The following is an 11,326-nucleotide window of genomic DNA, read 5'->3' on the forward strand; positions in this document are numbered from 1 at the left end:
ACGTCAGGACAACAGCGGCACGAGATCGGGATCCCCTTTCGCCATCGCCCGCCGATAGGCCGGCCGCTCGCCCACGCGCTGCAGGTAGGCGCGAATGTTCGGATTGGGCGCCAGGTCGACCGGCATGAACAGGCGCATCGTGGTCAGCGAGAACACGTTCATGATGTCCGCGGCGCTGAAGTCCTGGCCCGCGAGCCAGGGCACGTCGGCGAGCCGGGCCTCCATCAGCCCCATCAGGCGCGCGAAGCGATCGCGCGTGGCGTGCAGCACCGGATGCTCCGCATTCGCGACGGCCCGGCCGACCGCCATGAGCCGCAGCATCGTGGGCTGCAGATTGCCGTTGGCGAAGTGGAACCAGTAGAGGAAGGCCGCGTAGTCGGGGTGCTCGGGGCCGGGCTTGAGGCGCCCCGCGCCATGCCGGCCGATCAGGTACTCCACGATTGCGGCGGATTCGGCCAGCAGCAGGTCGCCGTCTTCCAACAGGGGCGCGGCACCCAGCGGATGCAGGGCGATCAGTTCGGGCGGCGACAGGCGCGTCACCGGGTCGCGCGTGTGGTGCTGCAGTCGATAGGGCAGGTCGAGCTCTTCGCAGAGCCAGAGGATGCGTTCCGATTGCGAATGCCCGAGATGGTGGATCGTGATCATGGATGTTGCCTTGGTGGGGGAGCTTTCAGTCAGGGGCTGCGTTCGTGGCCGCGCACCGCGGTGGGCGCGAAGCCGAAGCGGTGGCGAAAGCGCACCGCGAAACGCGAGGGAGATTCATAGCCGACCGCGAGCGCGACCTGGGTGACGGGCCGGTTCGTGGCCTGCAGCAGGGTGAGCGCGGTCGCCATCCGGGCGTCGGTCAGCAGCTGCGTGAGCGACGTGCCCTCGGCCGCGAGGCGCCGGCGCAGGCTGGCCTGCGATTGCGCCAGCTCGCGCGCCACGCGGTCGGCCGGCCAGGCATCGGCCAGGCTTCCGGCGATCAGCGCGCGCACGCGGGTCGACACATCGGGGCGCACCGCAGGGCTGCGCAGCACCACGCCGTGCTCGAGCAGCCAGTGCATGGTTTCCAGCAGCCGTAGCCGCGCGATGGCATCGGGCACGGCGCCGACGCACAGGCCGAGCCGCGCGGATTCGAAGGCGTGCGCCAGTTCGCGCGAGGGCTGCGCCAGCAGCCGCGCGGGGGCCGGCACCACGCCGCGGGCCTCGTGCTCGGCGGCACGGGCGCGATAGCCGGCGTCGTCGAGCAGCGCGTTGTCGAACACCAGCCAGCGCGCCTCGTAGTGCGCACCCTCGGTGATCTCGTTGTGGAAGTCGACCGTCTGCTGCCCCGCGAGCACGAGCGCCTGGCCCGGCAGCGCGCGCACGGCCTTCGCCTGCGCCGCGTGCACGGTCTTGATGCCGCGGGCCACGAACACGAGCGCGGGCTGCTCGACGCGCATGCGCAGGACCGCGAGCCCGCGCCCCTGCACCACCTGTGCCGCGATGCCGATGCCCGTGCGCGCATGCAGCGCCCGGGCCAGCGGCGCGCCATCGGCGGCGGGTGGAAGCGTGGGGACCGAAGCGCGAGGAGCTGCTGGCATGCAGGCAGTCTAGGCCCGCGCGCGCGGCCGGTCGGTGCCGCGGCGCTCGACTTCGGTGCCGATCCGATCAGTCGATCTTGATGTCGAGCCGGCGCACGGTGTCGCCCCATTGCTGCCCGTCGCGGCGGACGATCTCCGCGAACTCCGCGGGCGTGGTCGCCGCGGGCTCGAAGTTCTGCCCGCTGATCCAGCCGTTGAGCGGCTGGCTCGCCACCGCGTTGCGGATCGCGGTGTTCAAGCTCGCGATCACCGCGGCGGGCGTCTTCTTCGGCGCCGAGATGCCGTACCAGCCCCCGAGCTTGAAGCCCGGGTAGCCCGACTCCGCCAGCGTGGGCACGTCGGGCAGGGCCGGCACGCGCTGCGCGTTGGTGATCACGAGCGCGCGCACCTTGCCCGACTGGATGAACGGGAAGCCGCTCGCGAGGTCGGTGAACATGGCGTCGATCTGGTTGGCCATCAGGTCGTTGACGGCCGGCGCGGCGCCCTTGTAGGGCACGTGGGTGAGGTCCACGTGCGTCAGGTCCTTGAAGATCTCGGTGGCCAGCTGCACCGGCGTGCCCGTGCCGGCCGAGCCGTAGTTCATCTTGCCGGGCCGGGCGCGCGCGGCCTCGACGAAGTCCTTCACGCTGCGGATCGGCGAGGCCGAATTGACCAGCAGCACGAAGGTGAAGCGCGCGACCAGGCCCACGGGCTCGAAGTCCTTCACCGGGTCGTAGGGCAGCTTGCGGAACAGGCTCGGGTTGATCGCGAGCGCGGTGGGGTCGCTGATCAGCAGCGTGTAGCCGTCGCCGGGCGCGTTCGCCACGCTCTGCGCCGCGATCACGCTGTTGCCGCCGGGCTTGTTGTCGACGATGACCTGCTGCTTGAGCGAGTTCGTCAGCTGCACGCCCAGCTGGCGCGCGATCGAGTCGGCGGATCCGCCCGGCGGATAGGGCACGACGATGCGGATCGGTTTGTTCGGAAAGCCCTGCGCGCCGGCCGAGGCCGCGATCGCGGCGAAGCCGAATGCCGCGAGGGTGGCGCGTGCCAGTTGAACGAGGTTCATGGGTAGGTCTCCTTGTGGTTTGAAAAAAAAGAACAGGCGTCCCCGCGCGCCGCCGGCGGGCGGCGCGTGTGGGAGCGAAACGGTGGCAGGGCGCCCGGCGGGCGCCGGCGCGTCAGTCGATCGGCGCCATGTGCAGGCAGACGGTGTCGGGGTCCGCGTTCATCGCGGGATAGCGCCGCAGCACCTCGGGGTCATGGCCCGGCACCACGTGGCGCGGCGAATCGGCCTTCGCCAGCAGGCGCTGCTGGCCCGCGAGCATCTGTTCCATGTCCTGGACGATCGGGAACGGCCGTCCGTCCTCGTGGTTCTCGTAGTAGTGGCTCGCGTCCGATGCCAGCACGACCCAGCCGCGCGCCGTGCGCACGCGCACCGACTGCAGGCCGCGCGTGTGGCCGCCGATGAGCATGAGCTCGACGCCCGGCGCCAGCTGGTCGTCGCCATCGTGGAACATCACGCGCTCCGCGTACACCTTGCGCAGCAGCTCGGCCACGTCCTCCACGGAATAGGCATGGCGCATCGGCGCGAAGCACATGCAGCGTCCGGTTGCGTAGCTCATCTCCGCGTCCTGCAGGTGGAACCGCGCGGCGGGCAGCTTGGCGAGGTTGCCCGCATGGTCGAAATGCAGGTGCGTGAGCACGACGTCGGTGACGGTGTCGGGATCGACGTCCAGCGTGCGCAGCGCGTCGATCGGGCAGCGGTAGCGGTCGAGCACGCGCTTGCGCGCGCGGGCGGTCTCGGCCGTGAAGCCGGTGTCGACCAGGATCGTGCGCGTGGCCGAGCGCAGCAGCCACACGTAGAAGTCCATCGCCATGGGACCGTCGTGCACGTCCATGCCGATGAAGTTGTCGATGCGCCGGCGCTGCACGCCCGCGTAGCGCAGCGCGAACACCTCGTAGATGTCGTCGCCGGAATGGGTGGGGGTCGGGGTCGTCACGTTCGGCTTCAGAAGTTGAGGGCCAGGCCGGGCGCGGGCCAGTCCATGCGCACCAGGGTGCCGGTGAACGACTGCGTGATCCACGCGGTGCGCAGTTCGGGACCGGCGAAGCAGAGGTTGGTGGTCTGCGGGTCGGGCAGCTGCACCCGCCGCAGCACCTCGCCCTCGGGCGACACCACGGTAATCTGCCCCGTGACCAGCGTGGCCACGCAGATGTTGCCGCCGGCCTCCACGGCCAGGCTGTCGAAGCGCTGGTAGCCGGCCAGGCCGACGACGAGCCGCCCGCCATGCGGCGCGGGCGAGTCCTCGTGGCGCGCCAGCACGCCCGGTGCGTCGATGCCGAAGGACCAGAGCCTGGAGGTCTCGGTCTCCGCGACGTAGAGGGTCTGCTGGTCGGGCGAAAGGCCGATGCCGTTCGGATTCAGGATCCGCTCGACCACCTCGACGATGCGCGTGCCGTCGGGATGCGCGTAGTAGACGCAGCCGATGTCGCGGTCGCGCTCGCGCGTCTTGCCGAAGTCGGTGAAGTAGAAGCCTCCCGCGCGGTCGAACACCAGGTCGTTCGGGCCGCACAGGCGCACATCGCCGCAGTGGGTGTAGAGCGTGCGCACCTCGCCCGTGGCGGGGTCGACCCGCTGGATGCTGCCGCCGGCGTAGTCGTCGGGCGTGCCGTGCAACGGGCGCAGCCACTCGCCGTCCGTGTGCTGCGGCCAGCGCATGCCGCCGTTGTTGCACACGTAGAGCGCCCCGTCGGGGCCCAGGGCCATGCCGTTGGGGCCGCCACCCGTGCGCGCGATCACCGACACGGTGCCGTCGGCATCCACCCGCGAGACGGTGCCGCGCGCGATCTCGCACACGGCGATGCCGCCGTCCGGCAAGGCCACGGGGCCTTCGGGAAACAGCAGCCCGCTGGCAACGATGGAATGCGTCATCAGTAGCCCAGCCCCGCCTGCGAGGGCAGGCGGCCGCCCGCGGCCGACGCCTGCTGGAAGGCGCGAGTGATGAGGCTGGTGGTGACGCTCGCGAAGTAGCGCGCGCCCCAGGCGCCGTACTTGTCCTCGTCCTCGGGCGTGAGGGCGATGACGCCCGCGCACTGGCCCACGCCGCTCACGGCGCGCAGCGCCTGCTCGATCTTGGCTTCCACCTCGGGCGCCTTCCAGTCGTTGCCGAAGCCCATGGCATGCGACAGGTCGTTGGGGCCGACGAACACGGCATCCACGCCGTCGACGGCCGCGATCTCGGCGGCCTGCTCCACGGCCTCGGGCGTCTCGACCATCACGATCAGCGCGATGCCCTCGTTGCTGCGCGTGGTGTGCGCTGCCCCCGGGAAGGCCCCGTAGCCGGCCGCGCGCGGGCTGAACGCGCTGCCGCGCCGGCCCACGCCCGGATAGCGCACCTGCTGCACCAGGTCGCGCGCCTCCTCGGCGCTGCCGACCATCGGAATTTGCACGCCGCCCGCGCCCATGTCGAGCACGCGCGAGATGTCGTGGCGCAGGCAGCGCACGGCGGTGGCGATGCCGCTGGCCCGCGCGGCGCGCAGCATGTGCTCGGTGGTCTCGAGGTTGGCGCTGCCGTGCTCGTTGTCGAGGATGACGAAGTCGAAGCCGGCGTAGCCGCACATCTCGACGATGGCGGGGCTGGGCAGCGCGTTGAAGACGCCGCGCAGGCGCTTGCCGCTGCGCAGCATTCCGGGCAGGCGGTTGTCGAGCGGATGGTGGTCCATGGGAGGAATCCTTTTCGGGTCTTGTCGTTGGTTGTCAGTGGATGTCGTCCGCCGCGCGCAGCGCCGCCTCGATCTGCGCCAGGCCGAAGCCTCCGGCGCGTGCCGCGGCGAGCAGCGGCGCTTCCTTGCGGCGCACGAGCTCGATGCACGCCGGCAGCTCCCGCAGCAACTGCGGCGGGATGCACACCGCGCCGTGGCGGTCGGCATGGATCAGGTCGTCGTGCACGACGCGCAGGCCGAACACCTCGACCGGCGTGCCGACATCGTGGATGTGAACGAAGGCATGCGAGGGTCCGATGCTCGCGGCCAGGATCGGAAAGCTCGGCGACAGGTCGCCCAGGTCGCGCACCGATCCATTGGTCAGCACGCCCGATACGCCCAGGCCCTCGTGCACCGCCGAGTTGACCTCGCCCCAGAACGAGCCGATGCCGGGCCGCTCGTCGAGGTCCTGCATGACCACCACGGTAGGCACTCCCGCGGCGGGGGCGACGTGGCGGTAGTAGTCCAGCCGCGTCTGGCGCAGGGCCTCGGGCGTGCGCGACGACGGTTGCGCCGCGCGGATGCGCGCGGTGCGGGCGAAGCCGACCATCGGTGTCATCGGATGGGGTGCCGCGACCAGCGTGCCGCAGGTGAAGCCGCTGGCACTGCGGCTGCCCATCGCGAGCTCGAGCGCATTGCAGATCGTCGGCGTGTCCACCGCGCGCAGGGCGCGCAGCAGTGGCTCGTCCAGGGTCGGCCGGCTCATTCCACCGTGACCTGGTTGGCCTTGATCAGGTCGGCGAACTTGTGCGTCTCGTCCTGGATGAACTTGCCGAACTCCGCGCGCGACATCGGCTTCGGCGTGAAGCCCTGGGCCGCGAGCCGCGCCGCCACCGCGGGCGACTTGAGCACCGAGACCACCTCCGCGTTGAGCCAGGCCAGCACCGGCGCCGGCGTGGCCGCGGGCGCCAGCAGGCCCAGCCAGGTCGAGGCCTCGAAGCCCGGCACGCCCGATTCGGCGAGCGTCGGCAGCTCGGGAGCGAGCGGCGAGCGCGCCTCGCTCGTGATCGCCAGCGCCTTCGCCTGGTTGTTCTTCGCGAACGCCAGCGCGGTCGCCATGTTGTCGAACTGCATGTCGATCTGGTTGCCGGCCAGGTCGACCAGCGACTGGCTGCTGCCCTTGTACGGCACGTGCACGGCCTTGCCGCCGATGCGGTTGAGGAACATCAGCGTGGTCAGGTGCTGCGAGGTGCCGGGCCCGCTCGAGCCGTACGAGATCGCATCGGGCTTGGCCTTGATCGCGGCGACGAGCGCGGCCACGTCCCTGGCGCCCGACTTGTTGCCCGCCAGCAGCACCAGCGGCGTGCTCGCGAGTCCGGTGACGGGAGCGAAGTCCCGCTCGACGTTGTAGGCGATCTTCTTGAGCAGCGTGGGGTTCACCGACAGGGCGGTCTGGGTGCCGAGCAGCAGCGTGTAGCCATCGGGTTTGGCGCGCGCCACGAATTCGGTGCCGATGCCGCCGCCTGCGCCGGCCTTGTTGTCGACCACCACGGCCGTGCCCCAGCGCTTGCCGAGTTCGTCGGCCACCAGGCGGGCCACGATGTCGGTCGCGCCGCCGGGAGCGAACGGCACCACGATCACGACGCGGCCGGTGGATGGATAGCCCGCGGGGGCTTGCGGCGCCTGCGCGTGCGCGCTGCCGATCGAGGCCGCGAAGGCGGCGGTGCCCAGGGTGGCGAGGGCGATGGCGCGCCGGAGGGCGCCGGTGATTTTTTTCATCATCGATCCTTCATTCGGCCTGGATGCCCGCGTCCTTGATCACCTTGCCCCATTTCGCGATCTCGGCGCGCTGGAATGCGGTGAAGGCCTCGGAGGTGCGGCCGTCGGGCTCGACGCCGAGTCCGCGCAGTTTGGCCTGCACATCGGGCAGGGCCACCACGGCCGCGATCTCGCGGCCCAGCCGGTCGACGATCGGCTTGGGCGTGGCGGCCGGCGCGAACACGCCCTGCCACGACTGCATCTCGAAGTTGGGCACGCCCGCCTCGGCCAGGGTCGGCACGTCGGGCAGGCCGGGCTGCCGCTTCGCGGAGGTGATGCCCAGGACCTTGACGCGCTTGCCGTCGATCATCGGGCGCGCGGCCGCCACGGTCTCGAACACCATGTCGATCTGGCCGCCCACGAGGTCGACCATGGCCTGCGATCCACCCTTGTAGATGATCTGGCGCATGCGCGTCTGCGTGATGTTCTCGAACAGCTGCCCCGACAGGTGCTGCGAGGTGCCCGCGCCGGCGGTGCCGTAGGTGAGGCTCTCGGGCTTCGCCTTGAGTTCGGCGATGACCTGCGCCACCGAATTGAAGCGGCTCGCCGAGGGCACGACGAGCACGTTGCTCACCATGCCGACCAGGTTGACCGGCACGAAGTCGGCGACCGGGTCGTAGCCCAGGCTCTTGGTGAAGAAGGGGTTGACCGCGTGGGTCGTGATGGTGCCGCCCATCAGCGTGTAGCCGTCGGCCGGCGAGCGCGCGGCGACCTGCGTGCCGAGGATGCCGGAGACGCCCGGCCGGTTGTCCACGATCACGGGTTGGCCCAGTCGTTCCGACAGGTGCTGCGCGACGAGGCGCGCCACGCCGTCGGAGACGCCGCCGGGCGCGAAGGGAACGATGTACTTGATCGGCTTGGCCGGCCAGGCCGGCTGGGCGTGGCCGCTGCCGGCGAAGGCGCTGAGCGCCAGTGCCGCAATGAGCAGCGGGCGGATTCGGGAATGCATGGAGTCTCCAGGAAGCTGGTTGTTGTCGAAGAAAGGGGGCCGCTCAGGCCTGCGCGGCCTTGCGTCGCCGCGGCGCGGTGGCGCGCACCGAGTCGCGCTCGACCACGCTGCACGGAATCACCACGTTGCGCGGCTGCGCGTCGTCCTGCATCTGCTCGTGCAGCAGTTCGACGGTGGCGTCCACCATCGGGCCCACCGCCTGCACCACGGTCGTGAGGCGGTAGGCGCCCCAGGCGGCCTGCGGCACGTCGTCGAAGCCGACCACGCTCACGTCTTCCGGCACGCGCAGCCCGAGCTCCTGGCGCAGCACGTCCATCACCGCGATCGCCATGTGGTCGTTGGCGACGAACACCGCGTCGGGGCGCCGCGCGGCCGGCAGGCCGGCGAACATGGCGCGCGCGGCCTCGGCGGCCCGCTCGAAGTCGTAGTGGCCGACCTCGCGGCGGAACACGCCGAGGCCCTCGGCCGCGAGCGCTTCGCGAAAGCCGCGCTCGCGCTCGTGGTTGGTCGACGACTTCTCGAGGCCGGCGAGGAAGGCGATGCGCTTGTGGCCCCGGTCCAGCAGCAACCGCGCCGCCATCCGGCCGCCCTCGAAGTTGTCCGAGGTGACCGAGCAGGTGGTGTGGCGCGCGAAGGCGCTGGTGTCGGGCACGCGGTTGAACAGCACCACCGGCACGCCCGAGTCGGCGCACTGGCGCGCCAGCGCGGGCGAGAGCATGGCCGAGGCGATGACGATGCCGTCGATCTGGTACTGCAGGATCTCGTCGAGCACGCCGTCGGTCTCGTCGCCGTCGCTGATGAACATCAGCACGTGGTAGCCCTGCTTCTGCAGCTTCTGCGACAGCTCCTGGATCACCAGCGGATAGAACTGGTTCTCGAGGTAGCCCATTACCAGCGCGATGATGCGGCTGCGGCGCGTGATCAGGCTGCGCGCCATCGCGTTGGGACGGTAGCCCAGCGTCTTGGCCGCGATCATGACCCGGTTGCGCGTGTCCTCCGACACGCTGGCGCCGGGCGTGAAGGTGCGGCTGACCGCCGACTGCGACACGTTCGCGAGCTTCGCGACGTCCTGCGCGGTGGCGGTCGACCTCATGCGGCGCTCCAGCCGCCGTCGAGCATCAGCGCGCTGCCCGTCACCAGGCTCGAGGCCTCGCTGGCGAGGAAGACGATGGCGCCCATGATCTCCTCGGTGCGGCCGAGCCGCCCGAGCGCGATGCGCTGCGTCACCCAGCCGCGGAAGTCCGGGTCGGCGAACATGCCCGCGGTCATCGCGGTCTCGATGAAGGTTGGGCACACCGTGTTGACACGGATGCCGGCCGCGCCGAGCTCCCAGGCCAGGGCCTTGGTCATGCCCTCGACCGCGTGCTTGCTGGCGCAGTAGAGCGTGCGGCGCGGGCTGCCGACCACGCCCATCTGCGAGGAGACCGTGATGATCGAGCCCGGCAGCCCGGCCTCGACCAGCCCGCGCGCCACCGCGCGCGTGACGTAGAGCGTGGCCTTGACGTTGAGGTCGAGCACCGCGTCGATGTCCTCGTCCTCCACCTCCACCAGCGGCCTGGGGCGGTTCAGCCCGGCGTTGTTCACGAGGATGCGGAACGGCGCGAGCGCGCCGAGCGAACGCGTGACCGCGGCCGAGTCGGTGACGTCGAGCACGAGGTGATCGCAGGCGCCGCCTTCGGCGCGGATCAGGTCGCGGGCTTCGATCAGCTGGGCCTCGGAGCGGGCCGCGAGCGTGACGTGCGCGCCGGCGCGCGCCAGCGCGGCCGCCGCGGCCAGGCCGATGCCGCGGCCCGCGCCGGTCACCAGCGCGCGCTGGCCGTCGACGCGAAAGCCCGGCGAGGGCGGCAGCGTGCCCGTCATGCCAGCGCCGGCACCGGCTGGTACCAGGGCACCTCGGCGCGCGTGCCGTAGCGGCGCACGCGCAGGTTGGCCTGCTCGCCGTGGCCGGCGAAGTTCTCCATGTGGCACAGGCGCGAGCAGTACTCGCCCATGGCCGCGCTGGCCTCGTCGGTCAGCACCTTCTGGTAGGTGCAGGTCTTGAGGAACTTGCCCACCCACAGGCCGCCCGTGTAGCGCGCGTTGCGGTTGGTCGGCAGCGTGTGGTTGGTGCCGATGACCTTGTCGCCGAAGCTCACGTTGGTGCGCGGGCCGAGGAAGAGCGCGCCGTAGTTCGTCATGTGCTCGAGGAAGTAGTCGGGGTCGCGCGTGAGCACCTGCACGTGCTCGAAGGCCAGTTCGTTGGCCTTGGCGAGCATCTCCTCCTGCGTGTCGCAGACGATCACCTCGCCGTAGCCGGCCCATGCCACCGAGGCGATGGCGGCCGTCGGCAGGATCGTCAGCTGGCGCTCGATCTCGGCCAGCGTGTCGCGCGCCAGCTGTTCGCTGGTGGTCAGCAGGATGGCCGGCGAGGTCGGGCCGTGCTCGGCCTGGCCCAGCAGGTCGACCGCGCACATCTCGCCGTCGGCCGAGTCGTCGGCGATCACCAGCGTCTCGGTGGGGCCGGCGAACAGGTCGATGCCCACGCGGCCGTAGAGCTGGCGCTTGGCCTCGGCCACGTACATGTTGCCCGGGCCCACCAGCATGTCGACCGGCGCGATGCGCGGCGTTCCCACGGCCATCGCGACCACGGCCTGCACGCCGCCGAGCACCAGGATCTCGTCGGCCCCGGCCATGGACATCGCGGTGACGATGGCCGGATGCGGCGCGCCCTGGTAGGGCGGCGCCGTCGCGACCACGCGCTTCACGCCGGCCACCTTCGCGGTCAGCACGCTCATGTGGGCGGAGGCGAGCAGCGGGTACTTGCCGCCGGGGATGTAGCAGCCCACCGCATCCATCGGGATGTTGCGGTGGCCGAGGATCACGCCGGGATAGGTCTCGACCTCCACGTCCTTCATCGAATCGCGCTGGATCTGCGCGAAGTTGCGCACCTGTTTCTGCGCGAAGGCGATGTCCTCGATCTCGCGCGCCGACAGGCTGCGGCGCGCCTTCTCGATGGCATCCGCGCCGAGGCGGAAGTCCTCCGGGTCCCAGTTGTCGAACTGGCGGCTGTATTCGTGGACGGCCTCGTCGCCGCGGGCCTCGATCGCCTTCACGATGCCCTCGACGGTCGCTCGGACCTTCGCGTCGTCGTCGGCTCGGACCTGCACGTCCTTGCCGCGCTTGAGATATCTGATCATTCCATTGCTCCAGGGTGAACGTCTTGCATACGTATGCAATGTCAGAAGCTTGCATTCGTATGCAAATAGGCATTTACCCTAGGTTGGCGGGCGAGCCCGTCGGTCGGCGCGGCCGGCGGTCAAGGCGCCGTCCCACG

At 70.8% G+C, this 11,326-nt stretch carries 12 protein-coding genes; all 12 read right to left on the reverse strand.

Annotation, left to right across the window (positions count from 1 at the left end; translation table 11 throughout):
• Window positions 1-3 precede the first annotated feature (3 nt).
• The 12 genes from INQ48_38720 to hisD all read right to left on the reverse strand — a co-directional run bounded on the left by INQ48_38720 (window position 4) and on the right by hisD (window position 11,189).
• On the reverse strand, window positions 4-645 hold the full coding sequence (locus INQ48_38720) for a glutathione S-transferase family protein (protein QRF61324.1): 642 nt from the start codon (window positions 643-645) through the stop codon (window positions 4-6).
• Between the two features lie 29 nt (window positions 646-674).
• Window positions 675-1,565 (reverse strand): helix-turn-helix transcriptional regulator, encoded by an 891-nt coding sequence (locus tag INQ48_38725; GenBank protein ID QRF61325.1) that lies wholly within the window; start codon window positions 1,563-1,565, stop codon window positions 675-677.
• A 67-nt stretch (window positions 1,566-1,632) separates the two neighbouring features.
• Window positions 1,633-2,610: a tripartite tricarboxylate transporter substrate binding protein gene (locus INQ48_38730; protein QRF61326.1), complete on the reverse strand. Its 978-nt coding sequence runs from the start codon at window positions 2,608-2,610 to the stop codon at window positions 1,633-1,635.
• Between the two features lie 112 nt (window positions 2,611-2,722).
• A complete protein-coding gene (locus tag INQ48_38735) occupies window positions 2,723-3,442 on the reverse strand; it encodes an N-acyl homoserine lactonase family protein (protein ID QRF63158.1) in 720 nt (239 codons plus the stop codon).
• A 110-nt stretch (window positions 3,443-3,552) separates the two neighbouring features.
• Complete coding sequence (locus tag INQ48_38740) at window positions 3,553-4,476, reverse strand: SMP-30/gluconolactonase/LRE family protein (GenBank protein ID QRF61327.1); 924 nt, start codon at window positions 4,474-4,476, stop codon at window positions 3,553-3,555.
• Window positions 4,476-5,267, reverse strand: a complete 792-nt coding sequence (locus INQ48_38745; GenBank protein ID QRF61328.1) for a 4-hydroxy-2-oxovalerate aldolase — start codon at window positions 5,265-5,267, stop codon at window positions 4,476-4,478. The genes INQ48_38740 and INQ48_38745 overlap by 1 nt, the downstream gene beginning before the upstream one ends.
• Window positions 5,268-5,301: 34 nt before the next feature.
• A complete protein-coding gene (locus INQ48_38750; GenBank protein QRF61329.1) occupies window positions 5,302-6,012 on the reverse strand; it encodes an RraA family protein in 711 nt (236 codons plus the stop codon).
• Complete coding sequence (locus INQ48_38755) at window positions 6,009-7,025, reverse strand: tripartite tricarboxylate transporter substrate binding protein (GenBank protein ID QRF61330.1); 1,017 nt, start codon at window positions 7,023-7,025, stop codon at window positions 6,009-6,011. Before INQ48_38755 ends, INQ48_38750 begins: the two co-directional genes overlap by 4 nt.
• A 10-nt stretch (window positions 7,026-7,035) precedes the next feature.
• Window positions 7,036-8,013, reverse strand: a complete 978-nt coding sequence (locus INQ48_38760) for a tripartite tricarboxylate transporter substrate binding protein (protein ID QRF61331.1) — start codon at window positions 8,011-8,013, stop codon at window positions 7,036-7,038.
• A gap of 43 nt (window positions 8,014-8,056) precedes the next feature.
• Window positions 8,057-9,106 (reverse strand): LacI family DNA-binding transcriptional regulator, encoded by a 1,050-nt coding sequence (locus tag INQ48_38765; protein ID QRF61332.1) that lies wholly within the window; start codon window positions 9,104-9,106, stop codon window positions 8,057-8,059.
• Entirely contained in the window at window positions 9,103-9,873 is a 771-nt protein-coding gene (locus tag INQ48_38770) for an SDR family oxidoreductase (protein ID QRF61333.1), read from the reverse strand. Before INQ48_38770 ends, INQ48_38765 begins: the two co-directional genes overlap by 4 nt.
• Entirely contained in the window at window positions 9,870-11,189 is a 1,320-nt protein-coding gene (gene hisD, locus INQ48_38775; protein ID QRF61334.1) for a histidinol dehydrogenase, read from the reverse strand. The genes INQ48_38770 and hisD overlap by 4 nt, the downstream gene beginning before the upstream one ends.
• Between the last annotated feature and the right edge of the window lie 137 nt (window positions 11,190-11,326).

This window comes from Variovorax paradoxus (assembly GCA_016806145.1).
Lineage (GTDB): Bacteria > Pseudomonadota > Gammaproteobacteria > Burkholderiales > Burkholderiaceae_C > Variovorax.